Origin of the sequence: Pseudomonas sp. (assembly GCF_050739935.1) — a bacterium.
Lineage (GTDB): Bacteria > Pseudomonadota > Gammaproteobacteria > Pseudomonadales > Pseudomonadaceae > Aquipseudomonas.
In genome coordinates this window covers 1-22,944 of sequence record NZ_JBOICF010000052.1, presented here as the reverse complement: position 1 = coordinate 22,944, position 22,944 = coordinate 1, and the positions used below count along the sequence as shown (strand labels likewise).

At 58.0% G+C, this 22,944-nt stretch carries 24 protein-coding genes and 2 pseudogenes; 15 read left to right on the top strand and 11 right to left on the bottom strand.

All coding sequences use genetic code 11. From position 1 onward, the window contains the following. Positions 1-222 precede the first annotated feature (222 nt). A complete protein-coding gene (locus ACRER8_RS08980; protein WP_431745973.1) occupies positions 223-993 on the top strand; it encodes an SDR family oxidoreductase in 771 nt (256 codons plus the stop codon). 275 nt (positions 994-1,268) lie between these two features. Here ACRER8_RS08980 and ACRER8_RS08975 read toward each other — a convergent pair whose 3' ends face one another. Next, entirely contained in the window at positions 1,269-2,138 is an 870-nt protein-coding gene (locus ACRER8_RS08975; RefSeq protein ID WP_431745972.1) for an isocitrate lyase/PEP mutase family protein, read from the bottom strand. 463 nt (positions 2,139-2,601) lie between these two features. On the opposite strand from ACRER8_RS08975, the gene ACRER8_RS08970 reads away from it, so the two are divergent. From ACRER8_RS08970 to ACRER8_RS08960, 3 genes are all read left to right on the top strand, one after another. Then, positions 2,602-2,877 (top strand): DUF2790 domain-containing protein, encoded by a 276-nt coding sequence (locus tag ACRER8_RS08970; protein WP_431745971.1) that lies wholly within the window; start codon positions 2,602-2,604, stop codon positions 2,875-2,877. A gap of 358 nt (positions 2,878-3,235) precedes the next feature. Further along, on the top strand, positions 3,236-4,957 hold the full coding sequence (locus tag ACRER8_RS08965; RefSeq protein WP_431745970.1) for an IlvD/Edd family dehydratase: 1,722 nt from the start codon (positions 3,236-3,238) through the stop codon (positions 4,955-4,957). 88 nt (positions 4,958-5,045) lie between these two features. Next, complete coding sequence (locus tag ACRER8_RS08960; RefSeq protein ID WP_431745969.1) at positions 5,046-6,368, top strand: MFS transporter; 1,323 nt, start codon at positions 5,046-5,048, stop codon at positions 6,366-6,368. Between the two features lie 8 nt (positions 6,369-6,376). Here the strand turns inward: ACRER8_RS08960 and ACRER8_RS08955 are convergent, their stop codons facing one another. Then, positions 6,377-7,252 carry a LysR family transcriptional regulator gene (locus tag ACRER8_RS08955; protein WP_431745968.1) on the bottom strand — a complete coding sequence of 292 codons (876 nt, stop codon included), beginning with the start codon at positions 7,250-7,252 and terminating at the stop codon, positions 6,377-6,379. Positions 7,253-7,379: 127 nt separating this feature from the next. Here ACRER8_RS08955 and ACRER8_RS08950 point away from each other — a divergent pair, with 127 nt between their 5' ends. Genes ACRER8_RS08950 through ACRER8_RS08940 form a run of 3 tightly spaced genes read left to right on the top strand, consistent with a single transcriptional unit; the run spans position 7,380 to position 9,042 of the window. Next, positions 7,380-8,165, top strand: a complete 786-nt coding sequence (locus tag ACRER8_RS08950) for an SDR family oxidoreductase (RefSeq protein WP_431745967.1) — start codon at positions 7,380-7,382, stop codon at positions 8,163-8,165. A gap of 56 nt (positions 8,166-8,221) precedes the next feature. Next, positions 8,222-8,923 (top strand): ribonuclease activity regulator RraA, encoded by a 702-nt coding sequence (locus tag ACRER8_RS08945; RefSeq protein WP_431745966.1) that lies wholly within the window; start codon positions 8,222-8,224, stop codon positions 8,921-8,923. Beyond that, a complete protein-coding gene (locus ACRER8_RS08940; RefSeq protein ID WP_431745965.1) occupies positions 8,920-9,042 on the top strand; it encodes a hypothetical protein in 123 nt (40 codons plus the stop codon). Before ACRER8_RS08945 ends, ACRER8_RS08940 begins: the two co-directional genes overlap by 4 nt. 13 nt (positions 9,043-9,055) lie before the next feature. On the opposite strand, the gene ACRER8_RS08935 is transcribed toward ACRER8_RS08940, so the two are convergent. The 7 genes from ACRER8_RS08935 to ACRER8_RS08905 all read right to left on the bottom strand — a co-directional run bounded on the left by ACRER8_RS08935 (position 9,056) and on the right by ACRER8_RS08905 (position 13,621). Continuing rightward, positions 9,056-10,354, bottom strand: a complete 1,299-nt coding sequence (locus ACRER8_RS08935) for a tyrosine-type recombinase/integrase (protein WP_431746004.1) — start codon at positions 10,352-10,354, stop codon at positions 9,056-9,058. Between the two features lie 218 nt (positions 10,355-10,572). Continuing rightward, complete coding sequence (locus ACRER8_RS08930; protein ID WP_431745964.1) at positions 10,573-10,857, bottom strand: hypothetical protein; 285 nt, start codon at positions 10,855-10,857, stop codon at positions 10,573-10,575. 362 nt (positions 10,858-11,219) lie between these two features. Further along, positions 11,220-11,522, bottom strand: coding sequence for a hypothetical protein (locus ACRER8_RS08925; RefSeq protein WP_431745963.1), 303 nt, complete (start codon positions 11,520-11,522; stop codon positions 11,220-11,222). Positions 11,523-12,218: 696 nt separating this feature from the next. After that, positions 12,219-12,464 (bottom strand): hypothetical protein, encoded by a 246-nt coding sequence (locus ACRER8_RS08920; protein WP_431745962.1) that lies wholly within the window; start codon positions 12,462-12,464, stop codon positions 12,219-12,221. Next, the gene (locus ACRER8_RS08915) at positions 12,461-12,622 is read right to left on the bottom strand and encodes a hypothetical protein (RefSeq protein WP_431745961.1); all 162 of its coding nucleotides are present in this window, start codon (positions 12,620-12,622) and stop codon (positions 12,461-12,463) included. Before ACRER8_RS08915 ends, ACRER8_RS08920 begins: the two co-directional genes overlap by 4 nt. A gap of 35 nt (positions 12,623-12,657) precedes the next feature. After that, positions 12,658-12,816, bottom strand: coding sequence for an NAD(P)-binding domain-containing protein (locus tag ACRER8_RS08910; protein ID WP_431745960.1), 159 nt, complete (start codon positions 12,814-12,816; stop codon positions 12,658-12,660). A 70-nt stretch (positions 12,817-12,886) separates the two neighbouring features. Next, entirely contained in the window at positions 12,887-13,621 is a 735-nt protein-coding gene (locus ACRER8_RS08905; protein WP_431745959.1) for an SDR family NAD(P)-dependent oxidoreductase, read from the bottom strand. Between the two features lie 115 nt (positions 13,622-13,736). Between ACRER8_RS08905 and ACRER8_RS08900 the strand changes: the two genes are divergently transcribed. Continuing rightward, positions 13,737-14,111 (top strand): winged helix-turn-helix transcriptional regulator, encoded by a 375-nt coding sequence (locus tag ACRER8_RS08900; RefSeq protein WP_431746003.1) that lies wholly within the window; start codon positions 13,737-13,739, stop codon positions 14,109-14,111. Between the two features lie 143 nt (positions 14,112-14,254). On the opposite strand, the gene ACRER8_RS08895 is transcribed toward ACRER8_RS08900, so the two are convergent. Continuing rightward, complete coding sequence (locus ACRER8_RS08895) at positions 14,255-15,166, bottom strand: LysR substrate-binding domain-containing protein (protein WP_431745958.1); 912 nt, start codon at positions 15,164-15,166, stop codon at positions 14,255-14,257. A gap of 147 nt (positions 15,167-15,313) precedes the next feature. Between ACRER8_RS08895 and ACRER8_RS08890 the strand changes: the two genes are divergently transcribed. The 7 genes and pseudogenes from ACRER8_RS08890 to ACRER8_RS08860 form a co-directional block, all read left to right on the top strand. After that, entirely contained in the window at positions 15,314-16,765 is a 1,452-nt protein-coding gene (locus ACRER8_RS08890; protein WP_431745957.1) for an aldehyde dehydrogenase family protein, read from the top strand. Beyond that, positions 16,762-17,823 carry a membrane dipeptidase gene (locus ACRER8_RS08885; protein WP_431745956.1) on the top strand — a complete coding sequence of 354 codons (1,062 nt, stop codon included), beginning with the start codon at positions 16,762-16,764 and terminating at the stop codon, positions 17,821-17,823. Before ACRER8_RS08890 ends, ACRER8_RS08885 begins: the two co-directional genes overlap by 4 nt. Positions 17,824-17,930: 107 nt before the next feature. After that, positions 17,931-19,490, top strand: a complete 1,560-nt coding sequence (locus ACRER8_RS08880) for a BCCT family transporter (RefSeq protein WP_431745955.1) — start codon at positions 17,931-17,933, stop codon at positions 19,488-19,490. Continuing rightward, positions 19,491-21,185 carry a hypothetical protein gene (locus ACRER8_RS08875; protein WP_431745954.1) on the top strand — a complete coding sequence of 565 codons (1,695 nt, stop codon included), beginning with the start codon at positions 19,491-19,493 and terminating at the stop codon, positions 21,183-21,185. Then, positions 21,166-21,819, top strand: coding sequence for a DUF3726 domain-containing protein (locus ACRER8_RS08870; RefSeq protein WP_431745953.1), 654 nt, complete (start codon positions 21,166-21,168; stop codon positions 21,817-21,819). Before ACRER8_RS08875 ends, ACRER8_RS08870 begins: the two co-directional genes overlap by 20 nt. Positions 21,820-21,849: 30 nt before the next feature. Continuing rightward, positions 21,850-22,221 carry a RidA family protein gene (locus ACRER8_RS08865; protein WP_431745952.1) on the top strand — a complete coding sequence of 124 codons (372 nt, stop codon included), beginning with the start codon at positions 21,850-21,852 and terminating at the stop codon, positions 22,219-22,221. Positions 22,222-22,415: 194 nt separating this feature from the next. Then, positions 22,416-22,511: pseudogene (locus ACRER8_RS08860) on the top strand (hypothetical protein); the annotation flags it as partial. Between the two features lie 253 nt (positions 22,512-22,764). Here ACRER8_RS08860 and ACRER8_RS08855 read toward each other — a convergent pair. Beyond that, positions 22,765-22,944, bottom strand: a pseudogene (locus tag ACRER8_RS08855) (nuclear transport factor 2 family protein); the annotation flags it as partial.

The window sequence follows — 22,944 nt, the reverse complement described above, 5'->3', positions numbered from 1 at the left end:
TGAGTGGCTGAACGAGGCGCGACAGCTGGGCGCCATGGTGAAGGCGTGCATCATAAAGCAGATCGACGGCGGTTGAACCCCGCGATCGCCCCTGACGGCGCAGCGGGCAGCAGCGCTTAACCGACTGTTCCATTAACCCATGGCTCAATGTAGTAATGTCGTTCGCTGCTATTTGCCTCAACAGCCTGCGTTCTCAACAGTTCACCCACAGGGAGAGAGTCAATGAAAGACTTCGATGGCAAGATCGTTCTGGTCACCGGCGGCTCCAAAGGCATTGGCCTTGCTTGCGCCCAACAGTTCGTTGCCCAGGGCGCTCGGGTCGTCATCAGTTCGCGCGCGCAGACCAATATCGACAAGGCGCTCGAAACCCTGCCCGGCGCAGTGGGTTTTACCGCCGACGTGTCAGACGAGACATTCGCTGCGGCGCTGGTGCAGCGCGTGACCCTGGAAGTCGGGCCGATCGACGTGCTGGTCAACTCGGCAGGCGCAGCGAAACGCTCGCCTCCTGAAGACCTGACTCCGGCATTCTGGCGCGCGGCCATGGACGCCAAGTTCTTCTCCACGATCAATGTCGTCGACCCCGTGGTCAAGCTCATGGCCGAACGTGGCCAGGGCGTCATCGTCAATATCATTGGCGCTGGCGGTAAGGTCGCCAAACCCATCCATCTGGCGGGCGGCTCGGCCAATGCGGCGTTGATGCTGGCAACAGCTGGCCTCGGTAATGCGTATGCCGGATCTGGTGTGCGAGTGGTCGGGATCAATCCCGGGTTGACCGAAACCGGCCGGGTGGCCGAGGGGATGGCAGCGGACGCGGCCCACGCCGGCATCAGCATGGATGCGGCCATCGAGCGCAGTGTGCAGAAGATTCCCATGGGCCGGATGGCCAAGCCGGAAGAGATCGCCGATCTGGTGCTGTTTCTCGCGTCGGACAAGGCGCGTTACATCACCGGAACCGTCATCACCATGGACGGTGCCGAGCATCCGTTGGTGTAAAGCGTGAATCACCGTCTGTGTCCTTTCGGCAGGGTATAGCCAAACGCTTACAAGCGGTTCAGCAATCTGGCCGTATACAGCGCGGCTGCAAAACCGTAACTTGGATCCATCGACTGAAGCACAGGAAGCGCTTCAGAGGTCAGGGACGATCTGCCATTTGCCTGGAACGCTACCGACAGGGTGTTGGAATGGTCTTGATAGCAAAGAACCCGCTCAGGCGGGTTTTTTATTGCCTGCAGATCGGCCACTTGGTCCGACAGGGGCGAGCATCAGGATCACTCCTTGACGTCCATGAACTCCTCGGCCCACGCCACATAGCTCTCCGGCAGGGTGTAGGTGTGGGTCAGTTCGGTGGCGCTGAGGTTTTCCGTGCTGTGGGTGACTTTGCGCTGAGCGCGTAGGCTGTCGTAAGTCGCCTTGATCGACGCAAAGTAGGCGGCATGGCCCGCAACGATGATGCGCACGCCCAGATCCGCCAGACGCTGACTGTCGTTGAGCTTGGGATTACCGTAGGTGACCAGCATCAACGGTACGTTGAGCTTTTCCGAAATCTGCTCCAGGTGGTCGAAATCCTTGATGCCGACCATGCAGATACCGTCCGCGCCGGCCTTCTCATAGGCCTGGGTGCGTTCAATGATGTCTTGAACAGACAGCACGCCAGCGTTGGTCCGGGCGATGATCGAGAGCTCGGGGTCAACGCGTGCTTCCAGAGCCGCCTTGACCTTGCCGATGCCTTCCTCGATGGTGATCAGGTCTGTCGACTTACGTCCGAACTGGGCGGGCAGCAGCGTATCTTCGATGGTCAGCGCTGCGACCCCGGCACGCTCCAGTTCCTCGACGGTACGCATCACGTTCAGGGCATTACCATAGCCATGGTCGGCGTCGGCGATGAAGGGTAGCTGAGCCACACGACCTATGCGGGTAGCCTGTTCAACGAACTCGCTAAGGGTGATCAGCGCGAAGTCCGGTGCTGCCAGAACCTGTAGCGATGCAACAGAGCCGCCAAGGATACCGACCTCGAATCCAAGGTCCCCGGCGATGCGGGCGGACATGGGGTCAAACACCGAGGCGGTTTCGAAACAGGCGCTGGAGGTCAGCAGTTCACGGAAATTGCGGCGCAGAGCGGAGTGCGAAATTTTGGACATGACGTTTCCTGGTTCTGGCCATCATCGATGATAACGATCTACGCCAATTCAAAATGAGCGGCGAGACTAACATGCCCGTAAATACGTAGGTTATGTCGTTTGGGCATGGGCTATGCAGAGTACACATACCCCTCGTCCGCTGGAAGGACCCGCTGTGGCCATCTCGGTCGTCCAGCCTCTGGATTTGCGCGAGAACCGAAGCGTTCGCTTCGGGGCAAAACCTGTCGCACCAATGGAAAGTTAAATTAAAAGTTAATCAAAGTTAAACTTTACTTCATAACTAACTTATCAGGCAAAACACCCTTACTGGATTGGATATAATGTCAGGTATCGATGCTGGCAATACTTCTTATCGATACTTTATATTTACCCTTTGGCGATTATTCAGTAAGAATCAACTCCACCAGCAAACAAACCCAATGCTTTGCTTATTTGCGATCTAACTTAGGTCCTGGAGATTGAAATGAAATACTTAGCCTTCGCCGCACTCTCTTTGTTCAGCGTATTCGCCTCGGCCAACGAGCTTGCCAGTACGTCCGGCGTCCAGCCGTTGTCGCAGGTGGAGCAGTACAACCGCCACAAAGGCCTGGACGTTGCCAAGGTCACCCATGTGAAAACCGCTCAGGATCCTGAAAAAGTCGATGGCCTGGTTAAAACCGACATGACTTACGTCGATAGCGCTGGCGTGACGCACAATCTTGAATACACCACCATGGGCTATGGTCGTCAGAACGGCTGAACATCTTCGGCGTCATGACCATGTCCGAGATTGAAAATAAAACGCTGCATTATTTGCAGCGTTTTTTTTCGTCTGAAATGAGCCCATGTGGTCCTCATCGATAACTTTGATCCCGCAAAACCGCGAAATAAAGGGTTTGAAGGCCCATTCCCTCACTCGTCGGCCACAGCCCGCAGAAAGTCCGGCAAGCTTCCGCGCGCCCAACCTGATCCCAGACCCTACAAAACCTTAGGTATGAAGTTAGGCCTGCTTGGTGTTTCCGGGCGCCTCGCTGATCCATATTCAGGGCCATGATTCAGGGTCATAGCCAGGTTGCGCCGCGCAGCCTGACATCCAAAAACAATAACGGGTCAGTGCAATGGATAAAAAAGGTTTTGCCAAGGGTCTTGCGAATTACGGCGACACGGAGTTTTCCCTGTTTCTGCGTAAGGCCTTTCTGAAAGGCGCGGGCTATTCGAGCGACATGCTCAATCGTCCAGTCATCGGCATTGTAGACACCTCCAGCGCCTACAATCCGTGCCATGGCAATCTCACTCAGTTGATCGAAGCGACCAAACGCGGGATCTTTCTCGCGGGCGGGCTGCCGATGGAGTTTCCGACCATCTCCATCGCCGAAACCTTTTCCAATCCCACCAGCATGTATCTGCGCAACCTGATGTCGATGGACACCGAAGAAATGCTTCGTGCCCAGCCAATGGATGCCGTGGTGCTGATCGGTGGTTGCGACAAAACGGTACCCGCGCAACTGATGGGTGCAGCTTCAGCCGGTATTCCCGCTATCCAGCTGGTGACTGGCGCGATGCTCACCGGCGCCTATCAGGGCGAGCGGGTAGGGGCCTGCACCGATTGCCGACGTTTCTGGGGCCAATACCGCGCAGCTGAAATCACCGAAGCGCAAATCGACGGCGTCAACAACAAGCTGGTGGCCAGCGTCGGTACCTGCGCGGTGATGGGCACCGCCAGCACCATGGCCTGCGTGTCCGAGGCGCTGGGGATCATGTTGCCAGGAGGCGCTACGCCACCGGCGGTCACCGCAGAGCGCATGCGCAGCGCGGAACTGACCGGCGCCTGCGCGGTACGCATGGCGCAGGAACGTCTGACACCTGATCGAATACTCACCGGCAAGGCCTTCGAAAATGCGCTAAGGGTGTTGCTTGCCATTGGCGGCTCGACCAACGCATTGGTACACCTCACTGCGATGGCCGGTCGGCTCGGGATCGAAATTGATCTGGAAAGGGTGGACGCCATGGGCCGTGAGACGCCGGTGCTGATTGACCTTAAACCGTCCGGCCAGCATTACATGGAGGATTTTCATCGGGCCGGCGGCATGGCGGCGTTGTTGCGCGAAATCCGACCGCTGCTGCATCTCGAGGCGTTGACCGTCACCGGTCGTACCCTCGGCGAGGAAATCGACAGCGCCGAGCCGGCGTTCCCTCAGGACGTGATCAAGTCAATGAGTGACCCGATCTACCCGCAAGGCGGCATTGCGGTGTTGCGAGGTAACCTGGCGCCGGGCGGGGCGATCATCAAGCAGTCGGCGGCCAATGCCGAGCTGATGGAGCACGAAGGCCGTGCCGTAGTGTTCGAAGGACTCGAAGACATGGCGGAGCGGATCGACTCGCCTGAGCTGGATGTGAAACCCGACGACGTGTTGGTCCTGAAGAACATCGGGCCACTCGGCGCGCCCGGCATGCCGGAAGCGGGCTACATCCCTATCCCTAAAAAGCTGGCGCAGGCGGGCGTCAAGGACATGTTGCGCATGTCCGACGGGCGAATGAGTGGCACCGCCGCGGGCAGTATCGTGCTGCACATGACCCCGGAAGCTGCCCTCGGCGGGCCACTGGCGTATGTGCGCAATGGCGACAGGATCCGGTTGAGCGTCAGCGGGCGCAGTCTGCAATTGCTGGTCAGTGATACGGAGCTGGCGGCACGCGCCGAGCGGGCTCCGGTTCAACGGCCCACGGCCGGGCGAGGGTATCGCAAGCTGTTTCTCGACACCGTTACACAGGCCGACCAAGGCGTGGATTTCGATTTTCTCAGGGCCGAGCACTTCACCGAGAAGGTGCCACGACCCCGTTAAAACGCTGTTGCCGGTTGCCGGCGCTAGCGGGTGTTCACCCGCTGCCCCGACGCATTCCTACAAGAAAAATAAAAGAACGGAGACACTCATGAACCCCAGTTCTGTCGCTCACGACACGTCTGTGACTCGCGAGGCCACTGCGCCTAGCGTAAACGCCACCTTCAGGAAGGTCACGCTGCGTGTCCTGCCGCTGTTGTTTCTTTGCTATCTGGTCGCGTATCTGGACCGGGTGAACGTCTCGTTCGCCAAACTGAGCATGCTCACCGATCTGAATTTCAGCTCGGCGGTTTACGGGCTTGGCGCCGGGATGTTTTTCATCGGCTATTTCCTGTTCGAGATTCCCAGCAACATGATCCTGCACAAAGTCGGGGCGCGTCGCTGGATCGCGCGGATCATGATCACCTGGGGCCTGCTCAGCGCGCTGATGGCATGGGTGGAAACGCCGACTGCGTTCTACGTTTTGCGTTTTCTGCTGGGGATGGCCGAAGCCGGGTTTTATCCGGGCGTGCTGTTGTACCTGACGCTCTGGTTTCCCGCTGCGCGGCGCGGTCGGATCACCGCGTTGTTCATGGCGGGCAACCCGGTGTCGGGGATCGTCGGCGGCCCGTTGTCGGGATTCATCATGCATGCCTTCGCCGGATTTCTAGGTTTTACCGGCTGGCAATGGCTGTTCCTGGTCGAGGCGCTCCCAGCGTTGATTCTGGGTGTGGTGGTGCTGTTCTATCTGGATGATTCGGTAGACAAGGCCAAGTGGCTGAGCGCCGAGGAAAAGACTGTGCTTTCCCAAGCCATCGAATCGGACGCCAGCGCCAAAACCCATTTGTCGGCGTCCTCGGTGTTCCGCAGCGGGCGGGTTTGGCTGCTGTGTCTGGTGTATTTCGGCATCAGTATTGGCTCCAACACCTTTGGCTTCTGGCAGCCCACCATCATCAAGGATGCGGGAGTGGCCAATCCGCTGTTCATTGGCCTGCTGACCACGCTTCCTTATATAGCTGCACTGGTCTGCATGCTATTGGCCGGACGTAGTGCCGACCGCATGCGCGAGCGGCGCTGGCATGTGGTGCTACCGATTCTGCTGGCCGCCATTGGCTTCCTGATCTGTGCTCTGTGCAAGGATCAGATCGTTGCCTCGATGTTCGGCCTGGTGCTAGTGGCGATCGGCATCATTTGCGCCATCCCGATGTTCTGGGCATTACCGACCTCGTTTCTGGGCGGGGCGGGGGCTGCGGCGGGAATTGCGCTGATCAACTGCACCGGCAATCTCGGCGGATTCGTCAGCCCGGTGATCATGGGCTGGCTGACCGCCACCACCCAATCGCTGACCTCGGGCCTGTATCTGGTCACCGGTTGGCTGATTCTGACGGGGGCACTGGTCATTATCTTCGTGCCCGCCAAAGTGGTGAACCGGTGAGCCGGCACTCAATCGTCCGCGAGCGCTCGCTGAGTCGCTTCGAGCAGGCTCTGGATCTGTCTGGCGCGAATGCTCGAACGATTCCACAGCAAGCCGACCTGACGGCTGAAACCTTCAACCGGCAGGCTGTGTCTGGTCAACGCCCGGCCTTGAATCCACGGGCCTGCCCAATTCGGCACGAGCGAGACCCCCAGCCCTTTCTCAACCAGCGCGGCAACGCTGTCGAGGGCATCGAGTTCGTAGCGCTCGATGGGCTCGATGCCCGCCAGACGCAGGTAATCGTCGGCAATCTTGCCGCCCCAGTGGCTGTGGTCGTAGCGAATCAACGGCTCTCTGGCGAGGGTTTCATGAACGTCGTCGACACGCAGGGCCGAGGACGCGAGCAGGATCAGGGGCTCGTCGTTCAGACGCTGCCACTCGCAGGTTTTCGGAATGCCGAACTGCGGCTCGACCACCAGCGCCGCATCCAGCTCCTCATCGCAGACGGCACGATAGAGAACGCTGGAGACGCCGCGCTGAATCAGGATACGGGTGTTGGGGTGCTGCTCGTTGAAATACCCCAACACACCGGGCAATAGCCCGGATGCTGCGGAGGCGATCACGCCAAGGCGTAACTGGCCGGTCATGCAAGTACTGGTGGCCAGGCTCTTGAGATCGGCGATGTCGCGCAGGACGGTCTGCGCTCTGGCGAACACCCGCGCACCCGCTTCGGTGGAGACCACAGTGCGGCCGGAGCGTTGAACCAGCGGGGCACCGAACTCGTTTTCCAGCGCCTTGAGGCGAAGGGTGATGGCCGCCGGGGTGAGATCCAGCTGGCGAGCGGCACCCGCAATCGAGCCGTGCTTGATGACTGCGACGAAGCTTTCGAGGAAGTGGGATTCCATAGGGCGAAAATTCCAACTGCGCGGGTTGTTCCCGTGTTTATGCGCCGGGTTTGCGCTCGGTACTTTACACCACTGCACGCGGTGGCAATCACACGGCAGGCAAATGCCGTAAACAGAGGACAGAAAGATGGACCTGGGAATACACAACAAGGTAGCGCTAGTGATGGGGGCCGGGGGCGGCTTGGGCGGTGCCATCGCCAAGACCCTTGCGAAAGAAGGCGCGAAAATCGTGGTGGCCGACATTAATCCGGATGCCTTGGCCAGTATCGAAAGTGCGCTCAAGTCAGCAGGAGCCGAGGTACTGGCGCTGCAATGGGACTTGAGTGACCTGTCTGTGATCGACGGCAATATCGCTGCCATTGAAAGCCATTTTGGTGCCGTAGACATCTTGGTCAACAACACAGGCGGCCCGCCTCCGACGCCGGCGTTCGGTCAGCCGAGCGAAGTCTGGTCGAAGAATTTCCAGTTGATGGTGCTCTCAGTGATCGCGATCACCGATCGGGTGTTGCCAAGCATGCGTGAACGCAACTGGGGGCGGATCATCACCAGCACGTCTTCAGGCGTGGTCGCGCCGATCGCCAACCTCGGTATTTCCAATGCATTGCGCCTGTCGCTGGTGGGCTGGTCAAAAACCTTGTCCAGGGAAGTTGCCCGCGAAGGGGTCACGGCCAATGTGATCCTGCCGGGGCGGATTTCCACCGACCGGATTCGATTCCTGGATGAGGCGAAAGCCAAGCGCGAGGGGCGTGACGTGAATGATGTCAGCGCACAGAGCACCGAGTCGATCCCGGTCGGGCGCTATGGCACGCCTCAGGAATACGCCGATGTCGTGGCCTTCCTTGCCAGTGCCAATGCGTCATACGTTACAGGGACCGTGCAACGGGTCGACGGCGGCCTGCTGGCCAATATCTGACAGCGACGCCGAGCCTTGTCCTCGGCGTCCCTTCAACCGCAAATGAGGAAAAGCGTGTGAGTGATAGCAACTTGATCGAACGCTTGAAAGGCGTTTCAACGGCCACTTTGACCACGGTGTTATTGAAGAAGGGCCTGCGCAATGTGTGGTTGCGCGGAGCAATGCCATTGCGCCGCGGACAGCCCCGACAAGTTGGCCGCGCCTTCACGCTGCGGTTTCTGCCGCTGCGCGAAGACCTGGCCACACCGGCCTCGTGGTCCTCACCGACCTCGACCCGCGCGGCTGTCGAAGCCATGCCGGAGGGCAGCATCGTCGTGGTGGATGCCATGGGGGCGACGGACGCGGGAATTTTCGGCGATATCCTGTGCGCTCGCATGCACAAGCGCGGGGTAGCTGCGTTGGTCACTGACGGCGTGATTCGCGACCTCGATGGCGTGGTTGCCACGCCGTTGCCGGTCTGGTGCAAGGGCACGGCTGCACCACCTGCCGTGAGCGCGCTGACGTTCGCAGGCTGGCAGGATCCGGTGGCGTGCGGCGGCGTCGCGGTTTATCCGGACGATGTCATTGTCCTGGATAACGACGGCGCGGTCGTCATCCCTCAAGCGCTGGTCGAAGAGGTCGTCGAGGTGGCGATCGAGCAGGAGCGTCTCGAAGCCTGGATCGTTGAGCAGGTCGAAAGCGGGAAGGCGCTGCCCGGTTTGTATCCGCCCAACGAGGAAAACCTGCAGCGCTATCGTGCCGATATGGAGAAAGATTGAAGGTCTTGATCATTGCCAATCATGAAGAAGGCACGACAGTGATCGTCGACCTGCAAATGGGACAGGTCGAAAGCTCGTTTTCCCCAGGGAAGGGGATGGAAACGCTGTCGTTCTTTTGATTGCGTTGCGGGGTCAGGTTCGCTCTTTCATGGGCAAACGCTTGATCGAGTACGCGCGTTTCTCGTCTTCAGAGTTGTAGTAGACGTTCTGCGTGGTGCTCAGGCTGTTATGCCGCAGGTCCACCTGAAGGTCTTTCATGTCGCGGTACGGCGCATCGAAAGTTGCTGAAGTATGGCGCAACCAATGGAGCGATGCTGCGCGCAGGCGGCCGACATCTTCATCCGGCCAGTTCTCGGCCTGCATGCGTTCCAGGGCGCGATCGAAAACCTCTTGCAGCAACAGCCTGATATGGCGGTCAGACAACCCGGCGCGGCCACGTTGGGTGGCGATCAACGGCGTGGTTTCCCTGAAACCGGGCAGGGGGGAGAGGCCTTGATGCAGGCGCCAGCGCTTCAGGTAATTCTCGACATAATCATCCCGAACGCTGATCTTCCCGGCCTTGTTGCCCTTGCCGACGACGTGATACCACCAGTTGCCGGCACCATCCTTGCGCATGTCGCCCATACTCGGCGTCCAATTTTCGCGGCCCACCAGATCGGACACGCGCAGGTACATGGCGAAAATCGTCGCAACAATGAACAGCGTGCGCTCGTACTTGGCGTCCTGTGCAGCCAGCAACTCGGCGGTCTCCAGTACGAAGTCCCACTGCAACGACGTCAGGATCCGGGTGTCATGATCACCCGTGGTTCGCTGCTTGTATTTGCTTTTCTGTTTTACCGCTTTGAACGGGTTGTGCTCGCAGAAGCCTTCATCGATCGAATGCTGAAAAAAACTGCCGCAGACCGCGAAAATCTGCGCGATCGAGCCTTGGGCAGGTTTGTATTGTTCCTGAAGGAGAGGGCGGTTCTCTTCTTTCGCCCGTTTGCGCTCTTCCTTGGATGCCGACTGGCTGAAGGGCTTCCAGTCGGTGTTCAACACGCAGCTATCGCTGGCGAGCTTCTTGCGCCCACCAATGCGCAGGAACCGGGATTTAACGACAGGGCCAACCCATGACGGCTCGGGAGCAAGGCAAAACTCGAGAAATTCTTCGGCGTGGGTACGGCGCATGTCCAGCAAAGGGACTCTGGATTTGATCAGGGTCCACAGCAACAGCCGCTCAACATGCGTGCGATAGGAATTGAACGTAGACTCATTGCCCGCGTAGGATTTCAGGAAGCCACGGACCGCGCGGTAGCCTTCAGCGGCTTGAAGTGCTGGCGGAAAACGCTCCAGATAATCCCTGATCGCGGGGAGCTCTTCCTTAAGTGAACTGAAATTGAGTTCGACGAACCGGGCGTAGGTTTCGAACAGTGGATGCGGTGTCGAAGGCACTGACATGAGGGTCGCTTGCTGACAGTCTAAAATAGGCCGGCATGATCCTATGGGAAGCGCAATCATGCAATATTCGGGTCTGACAGTTATCGGATATTGCAAACGTGTGTTTTTGCGCTTCCGAGGCTCTAAAACGTATGTTTTGGCCCTCATTGCCTATCAGGCCTTCAACCGTAATCGCATCGTTTTGTGCTTAAATACCCCGCAAACAGGCGAGGTCAGATCCCTTTCATACACTTCCTGACGTCCTCGTCGATGACATTTCCAGGCTTGATGCAGTCCCTCAGCGGCTTCTCATCCTGTATCGCCTCGAATTCCGCTCTAGCTCTATTGCGGCATTGCTTGTTCATCGCCTTGCCAAGCGGCGACGTATCGCCTTTGTATGACTCACACATCGACGCATTCGCGAGCTTCTGCATCTGGATGATCATCGGCAGCGTCACAGGATCAGCCCATGCCGCCAGGCTCGTGGAAGTCAGCACGATTGCGATAGCGTGTTTCATTATTCGTCCTTGAGGTAGAGCCGGTCCGGATTGTGAAATTGCCCGAAAAATAGCGGGCAGGATTTTCTGAGGAGTTTATTTGTTTATTTGGCGGATTGACACTGAGGGATCTGTTCAGGGCAGTAGCGAGGTACGCGAACGAAATGTCGATCGATGTGACGCGGTAAACGAGATGTTTGGTTTGAGGGCGGCGATTAAGGATTCTGAATCTCTCGAAGCAGCTGTCAGGAACCGGTAAAAAAAACCTCCTAACACATTGATTTTTATGAAGACACCGACCTTAGGTGTCTTTTTTTTGGGCTTTGAGATCGCAGATTATTGGCAATAAGTGGTTTTTAATCTGTTTTACTGTCTTTAATGAATCAGAAGCGGACTCCATGTAATGGTACAGTAGAGGCCGCGTTATGCCAATTTTGAAGAGCGCAGCGAAAAATGAGAAAAAACCCTATTCTATTACCGGATTGCGCCAGCAAAATATCTCCAAGAGAGTTTTCCAATGTTCTTTCTTCGTGGATTGCGAGGTGTGGGCGATATTGCGGTCTTAAATAATACAAGCAAGGGGAGTCAAAGCTAGAACCCAATTGGATTTTTCGTAAAGCAACTTGACTGAAAACATCAATCAAATCTAAAACATCATGCTTTTTTATTTGGAGGCCATCTGCCATGAGACCAGCACCATTTTAATCACTTGGCCCATCCAGCGCTGAAATAGCAAGCTAATTCTCACAAGCGCCTCTCGCCCACTCCGACTGATCGTGATTACCGGTGTCGTTGGGTAGGGCGCAGGGGCATGTTTGGCGATAAATGGCGCTATCTTATCCATTTCATAAAGTGCTGCAAGTATTGCGTCGGTAAAATATAAATTGTCGTTTTTGATTCTTGTTGTCGAGAGCGGTACCCGATGCTGGGTACACACGGAAAACCAATAATAGCGCCAGGTTTTTTCAAGCTACGCCGTTGCCCTAAAACGATTTCATCTAACACACATTTTTCGCAGTAAGTGATGCTGTGTTCTGCCGAGCTTATTCCACCTCCTTGGTCTGGTAGTAGCTGATGGAGGACGAACACAGGAATCGAAAGCACTGAGCTGATTTTTGACAATAGCAATGGTGTGATTTGGCTTTCAACGTCCCGCACCTCATGAAGTTCAAGGATGAATCTTGCTCTTGCGCATCTGGGATCAAGCAAGACCGGCGAGCGAATACCATGTTTGCTGAGGATGGCCCTGACCACCCAGAAGACTTTGGTTTAGTCACTAGGGACGGTTTCGTCGGCAAAGGCTGAGGTGGCGAAGTACTGGCGCGGCCATCCTACACACGCATCAATATCTGCTTTCACAGGCGGGATCGAGTCACCATTGCTCAGTCCGGCTTGACCAAGTCCTTGAAGATCAATTGACCCCAGCTGTTGCCTCGGGCCTGCACAAGTAGTCCACCTGCCGAAAGCCCTCCCATTTTGATCGGTGCGAAGCCAAGGGTTTCTGCAAGCGAACCGATTTCCTCTGCGGCAGCGTCATCGTCGCTGGCTAAAAAGACGACTCTTATACCACCCTGCACCGTCGGATCCTGTTCAAGGACAGTTGAGCCCAAATGGTTGAAGCCCTTCACCAATCTTGCGCCCGTAAACGCTGAGCGATTGCCCTGGACGATGGCTCACCACCCAGCTCTTCAGGCGAGACACGGTACGCATTGGTCACATCGATGACGGTCTTGTCCTTCCAGGTTGGCAGCGCCTTCGCGACCTCCAGGTGGGACTCAAAACGCACGGCAAGAAAGATAACCTCGGCGCTGGCGGCGTCGGTCAGCGTTTTTGGATGATCATAGGCCCAATAGCAGCCGCATCGGCTGCGAGGCTTTCAGGACTGCGGGTGGCTGCCACGGCTACTTCGATGCCTTTGCGGGCAAACGCTCTTGCCAGCGCATGGCCGATCTTGCCGAAGCCGATAATTGCGTAGCTCATACTGTCTTCCTTAGGATTTACCACGCCCGACAATGCTTTAGATTGTCGGATGACTGTCGGGCGCCACTGGTTAGAGTTGTGCCAGTCCGCCGTCGACGGCGACTTCGCTGGCGGTCATGAAACTGCTATCCGGCGAGGCCAGAAAGGCGGCCACCGCGGCAATTTCCGCTGGCTCGGCCATGCGCTGGAGTGGGGTCATGGCACCGTATGCCTTTTGACCTTCTTCACCCAACGCTTCCTTGGCCAACTCGGTCGCCGTCGCGCCAGGCGAGAGCACATTGACGCGGATGCCAGTGCCCTTCAGGTCTTCGGCCCAGGTCCGGGCGAGGTTGCGCACGGCCGCCTTGCTCGCGCTGTAGGCGGTGAATCCCGGTGCTCCCGTGGTGCCGGCGCTCGAACCGGTGAGGATGATGGAGCTGCCTGGGCCCATCAGCGGCAATGCTTGCTGCACCGTGAAGATTGTCCCCTTCACGTTGGTATCGAAGGCTTCGTCAATGTGCGTGGCGGTGATCTGGCCAAGCGGCAGGGGGCTACCAGCGCCGGCATTGGCGAAGACGATGTCGAGGGTTCCGCGTTCGGTTTTCACCGCTGCGTAGAGCCTGCCGAGATCTGCCTCATTGGAAACCGAGCCTTTCACAGCACGGGCATTGGGCCCCAGTTCTGCCACTGCGGCGTCCAGGGCCTGCTGCCGGCGGCCGAAGATATAGACAAAAGCGCCTTCCTCGATGAAACGCTTCGCCGCTGCGCGGCCGATGCCGGTAGCGCCTCCGGTGATCACGGCGGTCTTGCCATTGAGTCTAGTCATGTTGTGCATCCTCGGTTGAAGGTTGATGCAAGCAATACTGCTTACTTGAGAACAAGGATGCATCCCTGATAACCTAAGGACAAGTATGCACCTTTTGGTAAGTAGGCAGGTTATGATGACCACATCAGATGAAGTTTGCGGGACCGGCTGCGGGCTCAACGCCACACTGCGCGTCATTTCGGGCAAGTGGAAACCACTGATACTTTTTTTTCTGCGCGACGGTCCCAAACGCTATGGCGAGTTGAAACGCTTGATCCCAGGCGTTAGCGACAAAGTGCTGATTCAGCAGCTGAAAGATCTTGAATGTGACCGCGTGCTCGCCCGTAATGATTACCGGGAAGTGCCGCCGCGCGTGGACTACACGCTGACGCCGCTGGGTAGCAGTTTGTCGGAAGCAATTCTTCCCTTATGCATTTGGGGAACCCGGAACGCCGCTGAAATGGCGAGCATCTTTGCTGAGCGTGATGCCCTTGCTGAGCTGGACGTCTAATCGCTGCTGGAGGGGGGAGGCCGGAATGCGCCAGATCGCGGGAAGTCTGGTTCCCACGGCAGCATCTGAGCGTTAAGGGGTTTGCGGGAAGGTTGCGGTATTTCTCGAATGTCCACTGTCTGCTTCTGGCCGTTCTCTGCCACTCATGGCCGCGAAGTGGTGCTCAGCAAACCTGAACTTCCAGCAAATCGACTTTCTTTAAGCGCCCTTAGAAAAGTGTAGGACGCATGGTTGAGTGTCTCTCTGGGCTGGGTAATCACGCTCACCGAGCGCACGATGCCAGGATCTTCAAGGGGTAGAAACTTCAAGTTGCCGCTAGCGCTTGAGCGGCTTAGCAGTTCAGGGAGCAAGGTCACTCCCATACGCTGACCCACCAAGGCCAATAGCGAGGTAGTGTTCCTCACGCTGAGGGTTGACTGGTCACGGATGTGACGAAATTCGGCAGCGTTGATCTCGGCGCCAAGCCCGCTATTGATGAAGTTATGCCCCTCCAGATCGCTCCAGCGCACCGGCCGCGTCAGTTGGTTGAGGCTGCTGTCGCTGCTGCACACGACGCAGAATGCATCTGAGAACAGGTGGTTCTGTTCGATGTTGGGGATGATCGCCGGCACCGTGGCAATGCCGATATCCACTTCGCCGCTGAGCACTGCCTGTACCACCCGCGCGGAGTCCATGTCGCGGATATCCAGGTGGAATTGCGGATGTCGTTCATGGAACTGCTTGAGTATTGGCGGCAGCAACGTGATAGCGAAGGAGGGCACCGCTGCCACTCTGACCAGTCCGGTTTCCGCCTTGGCGTAGGTCTTGATGGTGCTGATGGTGCGCTCGAAGTGCGCCAGTTCACGTTGAGCCTCAAGTAAGACAAAACGCCCCAGCGGGCTGAGCTGGTTCTTGCGCTCCCCCTCGAACAGCGAGCCGCCCAGTTCCTCTTCCAGTTGCTTGAGCGATAAAGACACTGCCGCAGGGGTCCGATGCAGACGTTGGGCGGCTTGGGAAAGGTTCTGGCTGGTGGCGACCGCGACGAAGAACTGCAGGTTGGAGATCTTGATACTCATGGAGAGCCCTGATGATTGAAGAGGGGATTAAATAATACTTAAAAAAAGTTAAATTATATTAGATTTACTTAAATTAACACCGGCTCATAATTCTCTCAAACCACACCAGGGCTACGTCTTGCCGAGTGTGCCGCTCAGGAGAGTTTCATGAGTCAGAAGCATTGCAACTACATCGCCGGCCAGTGGCTTGCAGGCGTTAGCGAGATCGAAAACCGCAACCCCTCAGACACCAACGATCTGATCGGTCTATACGCCCAGGCCACCAGATCACAGTTGGATTGCGCGGTCGCCGCAGCCCATGACGCGCAGAAAATTTGGGCTCGCAGTGGCATCGAGCAGCGCTACAAGGTGTTGATGAGCCTCGGTGAGGAACTGATAAAGCGTGCCGAGGAAATCGGCCAGGTCCTTTCCCGCGAAGAAGGCAAGCCGCAGGCAGAAGGCCGCGGTGAGGTATATCGCGCCGGACAGTTCTTTACCTACTACGCCGCAGAAACTCTGCGTCAGTTAGGTCACACCGCCGATTCGGTGCGTGACGGCATCGAGATCGACATCCGTCGCGAGCCGGTGGGTGTGGTGGCGATCGTCTCGCCGTGGAATTTCCCCATGGCCACTGCCTGCTGGAAAATCGCACCAGCGCTGGCATTCGGCAACGCCGTGGTCTGGAAACCGGCCAACCTGACCCCGGCGAGCGCGGTCATCCTGGCGGAAATTATCTCTCGTCAGGATCTACCCAAGGGGTTGTTCAACCTGATGATGGGCGCAGGTTCCGAGATTGGCCAGGCGCTCATCGAGCATCCGGGTATCAGCGCTATTTCCTTTACCGGTTCGGTGGACGTGGGCAAGGGCATCGCTGCCTCGGCAGCTGCCAATCTGACCAAGGTCCAACTGGAGATGGGCTCGAAAAACGCCTTGGCCGTCATGGACGATGCCGATCTGGACCTGGCCGTGAGCTGCGCAGCGAACGGCGCCTTCGGTGGCACCGGACAGAAATGCACTGCGTCGTCGCGCTTGATCGTACACGCGGACATTCACGACGCCTTTGTCGAAAAACTGCTCGTCGCTACTCAGGCGCTAAGGGTCGGCCATGCCTTGGAGCCCGGTACCCAGATCGGCCCGGTGGCCAGTGAGGCGCAACTGCAGGCCAACCTCGCGAATATCCAGTTGGGCCGTGAGGAAGGGGCCGAACTGCTCACCGGAGGTCAACGCCTTGAACTGTCCACGCCGGGGTTTTACCAGGCACCGGCGCTGTTCGTCGGCGGCCAGAACAGCATGTGCATCAACCGCGAAGAGCTGTTTGCACCGATTGCCTGTGTGATCAAGGCCAATAGTTACGACGAGGCGCTTAGCCTGGTCAACGACACCCGTTTCGGCCTGACGGCCGGCATCATGACCCGCTCCCTCGCGCGCGCCACTCACTTCCGGCGCAACGCTCGGGTGGGCTGCGTGATGGTCAACCTGCCTACCGCAGGCACTGACTATCACGTTCCGTTTGGCGGCCGCGGTGACTCGAGCTATGGCCCGCGGGAGCAAGGTCGATCGGCGGTGGAGTTCTACACCCACGTCAAGACCGGCTACATCGCCGCTGGAGCACCGCTATGAGCCCGGCGCAAACATTCGCCGCCCGTGGGCCGCGGATCGACGGCATGCAGTACGACAACTGGTCGGAGAAGATTTTCCAGCAAATGCGCGCCGGCGGCGTTGACGCCGTGCACGTGACTATTGCTTACCACGAAAACTTTCGCGAGATGGTCGCCAACATTGAAGCCTGGAACCAACGATTTCAGCGCTACGCGCACCTGATTCTGCACGGTAAATGGGCCAGTGATGTCGCGCTCGCGCGGCAGACCGGGCGTACGGCGATCTTCTTCGGTTTTCAGAATCCGTCACCCATAGAAGATGACATCGGTCTGGTGGAGGTGGTGCATAGCCTCGGCGGACGCTTCATGCAGTTGACCTATAACAACCAGTCGCTGCTGGCGACCGGCTGTTATGAGCAAAACGACCCAGGCCTGACCCGCATGGGCAAGCAGGTGATCCGTGAGATGAACCGGGTGGGGCTGGTCGTGGACATGTCGCACTCCGCTGAACGCTCGACCCTCGAAGCCATTGAGCTTTCTCAACGTCCGATTGCCATTACTCATGCCAACCCGGCGTTCTGGCATGCGGCACTGCGCAACAAGTCTGACGCCGTGCTCAAGGCCTTGGGTGAGAGCGGCGGGATGTTCGGTTTCTCGTTGTACCCGCATCACCTCAAGGACAAGAGCGCCTGCACCGCACGGAGCTTTTGCGAAATGATCGCGCGCTGCGCCGAGTTGATGGGGGTCGAGCAGCTGGGCATAGGATCGGACCTCTGCCAGGACCAGCCCAACAGCGTGGTCGACTGGATGCGCGTCGGTCGCTGGACCCTGGAAGTCGATTACGGCGAAGGCTCCAAGGCTGAGCCGGGATTTCCCGATCAGCCCGAGTGGTTCCGTGATAATCGCGACTTTCACAACATTGAATCGGGGTTGCGTGCCGTGGGCTTCAGCTCTGCCGATACTGCCGCAATCATGGGCGGTAACTGGATGCGCTTCTTTGAGGAGAACTTCACCCCGGCGCAGCCCCAAATTGAAACATGTGGCGAGTCCAGCGCTCAGCCTTCCGGGATTGCCGTTTGAGCTCCAGTTTGTCCTGATGTAAGCCCTGCCAAGGGTATCGCCAAGCACCAAGAACAATAAATGCGCCCATAACAATTATTAGCGAATGCCCACTCTGCGGAGGCACTATGGAAATCCCAAGCGAAATCAACGCGGGCCTCGAGACACCTGCGCGGCACAAGAGCCCGGCGGGTGCGCTCAACTGGTCGATATTCTGGATTAGCGGCGGGTTCTTCCTGCTGTTTCTGGTCATCGCCCTGATCGACCTGAACACTCTTTCTTTACTGATTGGCGCCGCTTTTGCCTGGAGCACGCGTTTTTTTGGGTTGTACTGGCAGGTGCTGATGCTGCTGACGTTTGCCGCCAGCCTGTACATCGGTTTCACCCGTCTGGGGCGGGTGCGCCTCGGTGGAGTGACGCACAAACCGAGCATCAGCACCTTCAACTGGGTGTCGATGATTATGTGTGCGTTGCTGGCCGGTGGCGGCGCGTTCTGGGCGGCCGCAGAACCCATGATGCATTTCCTCACGCCACCGCCTTACTTCGAAGTCGCCGCAAAAACCGGCCCTGCCGGCGTGGCGGCATTGTCACAGTCTTTCTTGCACTGGGGCTTCATGGCCTGGGCGGTGCTCGGCAGCCTGTTGACCGTGGTTTATATGTACCTGCATCACGAAAAGAATCTGCCGCTGATGCCGCGCACCTTGCTCTATCCGTTGCTGGGCAAGCGTGCCCTCAAGGGACCGATCGCGGTGTTCGCTGATGCCTCGGCGATCATTGCGGTGGTCGCCGGTACGATCGGGCCGGTGGGGTTTCTCGGTCTACAAATCGCCTTCGTGCTGCACTCAGTCTGGGGCGTACCCAATACCATCATGGTCCAGTCCATGGTGATCCTCGCGGTGACGGTGATCTATACACTGTCTTGCGTGATCGGGCTGGGTGGCCTGCGTCTGGTGAGCAAGGTGCATGTGTGGTTGATGCTTGGTCTGGCTGCGTTTCTGTTCATTTTTGGCCCGACGCTGTTCCTCAGCGAGACCTTTGCCCAAAGCCTGGCACTGCACGTCACCAGCTTTTTCCAGACCGCCCTGTACCGCGATGACAGTTCGTGGCTGAACGGCTGGACGCTGTTCTATTGGGGCTGGTTCATCGGCTATGCACCAATGATGGGAATCTACGTGGCCAAGGTCTCTCGCGGCCGGACCATTCGTGAAGTGATCACCCTGATGTCAGTGGCTGCACCGTTGATCACCATGATCTGGTTCACGCTAGTGGGCGGCACCGGAATCGGTGTTGAATTGCAGTCACCCGGCAGCGTGATCAGTCACGGCGTGCAGCCGGAGGCGCTATTGCTCGGAGTCGCCCAATCCATGCCCATGCCGAACCTGATTTCTGCACTGTTCCTGTTCCTCAGCTTCTTCTCGGTAGTGACCAGCGCGGGCTCCATGTCCTACACAGTGGCCATGGCTGTCAGCAGTGGCGAAGGTGAATCGCCGGCCTGGCTGCGGGTGTTTTGGGGAGCAGGCATGGGTCTGGTTGGCGCTACGTTGATCACGCTCGGCCAAGGGGGCGTCAGTGCCTTGCAATCGTTCATCGTAATCACTGCGGTCCCGGTTTCGCTGTTGATTCTGCCGTCGGTCTGGGATGCGATCCGCATCGCTCGACAGATGGCCCGCGACCAGGGAGTGAACTGAATGAATATGCGATCGCCCGCTACTGTCATGAAGGCTTCGCGACTGGGAGCGTTTCACCAATCGCGTCTTTCATTCATGCGCCAGTTGCTACGCCGCCTCAAGGATGAGCACTGGCAGTTCCAACGCTCGGTGTGGACCATCGACAATCAGGGTGTAGGACGAGCCGTGTACACCGCGACCGGGCCACAGCGCAGTTACAGCCTCGTGGCGTTCGCCCATGATCTGGACCCGGCGATGCGCTCGGACCGGGTCATCGCCACCGCCTGGGATGCCACCTTCGCGCTGTTCGACGGCATACCCGATGCCGACGATCTGGAGCGTCTTGAGGCCAACGTTCCAAGGCAGGAAGCCGGGCGTATTTCATCGCGTGAACTGTGCATGGCCCGGGCCAACCGTTCGGTGCGCATGTTCGATCATGTCGTGCAGACCCTGTCCGAGGGCCACCAGCCAGAGCGCGAAGAGATCGATGAGGTGGGCTATCTGATGCGCACCACCGCGGTTTACGGCAGTGGCAAGTTTGGCGCTGCGGATCGTGAAAGCATCGCCCTGCGGCCAGAGTTGGCTGCGCCGTTTCAGGCGGAAATGCTCACCGTGTATCTGATTCGTGCGTTCACGCTGGATCTGGTCGAGCACCTGGCCAAGGTCCGCGCACCGCAGCGTGCAGTGAGCCTGGTACCGGAGTTGCGTCGTCGTTTCGGTATCGGCAACTCCACTGGGTTGGGCATGGCTCCGTTTTTGCTCAACCATCCGGTGCTGTTGAACAACTGGGTCAGCGCCCGAGAGACAGCATTGCAAAGGGTCCGTGCTGTGCAGCAAGCGTCCGCCGAAGAACGCCGGGTGTTTGCCGATTACCTTAAGCGGGCCAGTGCCAGTGTCCGCCACTGGCACTCCGAACACGAGCTGCAACGTGCACGCATTCTGCAGCTGCAGGACGACCTGTCTTGGGTCGAACGACAACTGGACGACAGAATTCTGGATCAGAACGCTCCCTGGGACGCCCTCTATCGCTGGGCTGAGGGGGTGCTGTCGCTGGAAGCACAGGAGTGTCTGGTCTCGCTGTTGTTGGAGCCTTACGCGCATCTGGTGGATGAGTTGGGCGACGGCATGCACGCGGACGAACAGCAGAGCTTTGTCATCAATGGCGAAATGAGCGTAGGTCGGTTGCGAGAAATTTTGCAGGCCCACTACAGCTGGGTTGCCGGTATCGACTTCTCCAGTGAGAGCAGTCAGGCGCTGTTCTGGTACGTGTCCGAAGAAAAGCTTGAACCACGGATAGGTCAGCGCTTCAACGAACCCGGACAAGACCTCGAACAACCTCTGGCGGTGGCCCGTGACATCGGCCAATTACAGGCAGCACTGGCCCCATACCCTGATGAGCAACGGCTGGCGGGTTTCCTGCTACAGCATCCAGAGCATCGTCACAGCGTGCGCAGAGTGCAGTTGGCTCCCGCGTTTCCGTACGCCGACATTCAGGACAACTTGATTGATCAGGCACTGCTGCCGATCGACCTGCTGCGCTGCAAGCTGTCGTTTTTCGGTGCCACGCATTTTGACCCGCGCTCGGATCGCTGGGTGCGTATCACCCTGTACCAGGGTGCGCCATTCCCCCATGAATTGATGAAAATGCCGGCGGACGATTGGTCCTGCCCAAGTCTCGACAGTCAGGAGCAGCATTGTGAATGCGTCGTTGAATGAAATCGAAAACCTCTGCAAGAAGGCGGCGCGCGGTGCTGGACTGTCTTGGGGGGTGGCTGAAGAGGCGGGCAGAGCAGCACGCTGGCTTAGCGGCAATGGTCTGGATGGCCCGGCGCTGTTGGCTGAGCAGTTGCGTCTGGATGACGGGTGCGCTTATTCGCAGATCACTCCCGACATGAGCACTGAATGTTGGGAACGGGCGGGGAGGTCGATGTGCCCACTGATCTCAGGGGTAACGCTGAGCGACCATGCCTACCTGTTACGCGAAAACGGCCGAATCCTGCTCGGGAAAGTGACCCACCCACAGTTGCTAATGCCCTTTGCCAGCGCCGCTGCCAGGCAGCTGGGCATTGCGCTGCAGTTGTCATGGCAGGGTTGCATCCTTGAGTTTTCACCGGGCGGGGAGGCCGTTTTGATACAGCCCGACAATTTCGCCAGCCCGCTCGTCGAGGGTGTCAGTTGCATCTGCATCAGAATTGCCAGTGGGACTGGACGAGCCCTAAGCGGCTCTATCCCGACACTCGCCAAAAGCGTCCAGGACTATCTCGACGTGCTGGCCGCGCGCACCTATGTGCCCGCCTCCGAAGTCTCACGCCTGTCCGGCGCAGGGGCTGGCTTGAGCGACAACATCTGATACCTCCATACGTTAACCGAGAGCATTGCAATGTCGGAATCAATCCAGAAAGTCGGCACCACCCCACGTTTCAGCGAAGCGGCAATTCACAATCAGACCGTCTACCTGTCGGGCAAGGTATCGCAAATTGTTGAAGGCGATATTCACGCCCAGACCAGTGATGTGCTGAAACAGATCGATGAAGCCCTGGAGAGGGCAGGCAGCGACAAAGGTCAACTGCTTAGCGCGCAGATTTGGCTGAAGGATATGGCAGATTACCAATCAATGAATCAGCTCTGGGATGCCTGGCTGGCCGACGTCGAGGCACCTGTGCGCGCTTGCGTGCAGGCGCCGATGGCCAAGCCGCATTACCGTATTGAAATCATGGTGATCGCGGGTCAGCGTATGCCGAATATGTCTTGAGTGATGGGACTGTCGCTTGATTTGCCATTCCCTGGAAATCAAACGCCGATCAGTTGGATGACTTGGAGCAGGTATGTGCCGGCGTTGGGTGGATTTCTGACGGATATGACCGGTCGCCTTCGACGCAGAGTGCGTAAAGACCCCAAAGCAAACCCTTGCTATGGTTTCCTGGGATTTCAGCGCAAGGGTTGCTCATGAAACGCTTCATACAAGGCGAATATCGAGGTCAAGGCACCTTGGTCCCCGAAAGTTCGGACGATTACGTCGGCGATACCAATCCGGTACGCGTTTCGGCAGTCTGTCGTGCTGTGCCAGCAGCAACAATCGATCTCGGTGGTGGCTGATCGAGGTTGCTTCAAAAGCGAGGAAATCCTGGGTTGTCACGGTGCACGTTGAGAAGGGCACGAAGCTGCACCGATACTGGGCCGATAGCTGCCTGTCGCTGATTATATGGCCCCGCATGATCGCCTTTGCGGAGCGGCGCAGGGGTTGTCGGCGTGGCGATCGAGGATCACCAACGCCGACAGGTCGGCTGGGACTGGATTAGAACTTGAATGCCTGACGGCCGATCAGCAGCCATTGGCCTTTCTGTTTTCGCCAGATCTGGAAGTTTTCGATCTCTGTCGGAACTTCCACACCGCTGTTTACGGCTTGAGCCGAGAAGTGGTTACGGACCAGTGCGACGTCGCCATCCAGCGTGATTTTCTGGTTCAGCATCTGCAG

What these genes read in the sequence shown, in the direction of transcription:
- ACRER8_RS08980 (WP_431745973.1), top strand. Translation starts at nt 223, where the DNA reads ATGAAAGACTTCGATGGCAAGATCGTTCTGGTCACCGGCGGCTCCAAA.
- ACRER8_RS08975 (WP_431745972.1), bottom strand. Translation starts at nt 2,138, where the DNA reads ATGTCCAAAATTTCGCACTCCGCTCTGCGCCGCAATTTCCGTGAACTG.
- ACRER8_RS08970 (WP_431745971.1), top strand. Translation starts at nt 2,602, where the DNA reads ATGAAATACTTAGCCTTCGCCGCACTCTCTTTGTTCAGCGTATTCGCC.
- ACRER8_RS08965 (WP_431745970.1), top strand. Translation starts at nt 3,236, where the DNA reads ATGGATAAAAAAGGTTTTGCCAAGGGTCTTGCGAATTACGGCGACACG.
- ACRER8_RS08960 (WP_431745969.1), top strand. Translation starts at nt 5,046, where the DNA reads ATGAACCCCAGTTCTGTCGCTCACGACACGTCTGTGACTCGCGAGGCC.
- ACRER8_RS08955 (WP_431745968.1), bottom strand. Translation starts at nt 7,252, where the DNA reads ATGGAATCCCACTTCCTCGAAAGCTTCGTCGCAGTCATCAAGCACGGC.
- ACRER8_RS08950 (WP_431745967.1), top strand. Translation starts at nt 7,380, where the DNA reads ATGGACCTGGGAATACACAACAAGGTAGCGCTAGTGATGGGGGCCGGG.
- ACRER8_RS08930 (WP_431745964.1), bottom strand. Translation starts at nt 10,857, where the DNA reads ATGAAACACGCTATCGCAATCGTGCTGACTTCCACGAGCCTGGCGGCA.
- ACRER8_RS08925 (WP_431745963.1), bottom strand. Translation starts at nt 11,522, where the DNA reads ATGGCAGATGGCCTCCAAATAAAAAAGCATGATGTTTTAGATTTGATT.
- ACRER8_RS08910 (WP_431745960.1), bottom strand. Translation starts at nt 12,816, where the DNA reads ATGAGCTACGCAATTATCGGCTTCGGCAAGATCGGCCATGCGCTGGCA.
- ACRER8_RS08905 (WP_431745959.1), bottom strand. Translation starts at nt 13,621, where the DNA reads ATGACTAGACTCAATGGCAAGACCGCCGTGATCACCGGAGGCGCTACC.
- ACRER8_RS08900 (WP_431746003.1), top strand. Translation starts at nt 13,737, where the DNA reads ATGACCACATCAGATGAAGTTTGCGGGACCGGCTGCGGGCTCAACGCC.
- ACRER8_RS08895 (WP_431745958.1), bottom strand. Translation starts at nt 15,166, where the DNA reads ATGAGTATCAAGATCTCCAACCTGCAGTTCTTCGTCGCGGTCGCCACC.
- ACRER8_RS08890 (WP_431745957.1), top strand. Translation starts at nt 15,314, where the DNA reads ATGAGTCAGAAGCATTGCAACTACATCGCCGGCCAGTGGCTTGCAGGC.
- ACRER8_RS08885 (WP_431745956.1), top strand. Translation starts at nt 16,762, where the DNA reads ATGAGCCCGGCGCAAACATTCGCCGCCCGTGGGCCGCGGATCGACGGC.
- ACRER8_RS08880 (WP_431745955.1), top strand. Translation starts at nt 17,931, where the DNA reads ATGGAAATCCCAAGCGAAATCAACGCGGGCCTCGAGACACCTGCGCGG.
- ACRER8_RS08875 (WP_431745954.1), top strand. Translation starts at nt 19,491, where the DNA reads ATGAATATGCGATCGCCCGCTACTGTCATGAAGGCTTCGCGACTGGGA.
- ACRER8_RS08865 (WP_431745952.1), top strand. Translation starts at nt 21,850, where the DNA reads ATGTCGGAATCAATCCAGAAAGTCGGCACCACCCCACGTTTCAGCGAA.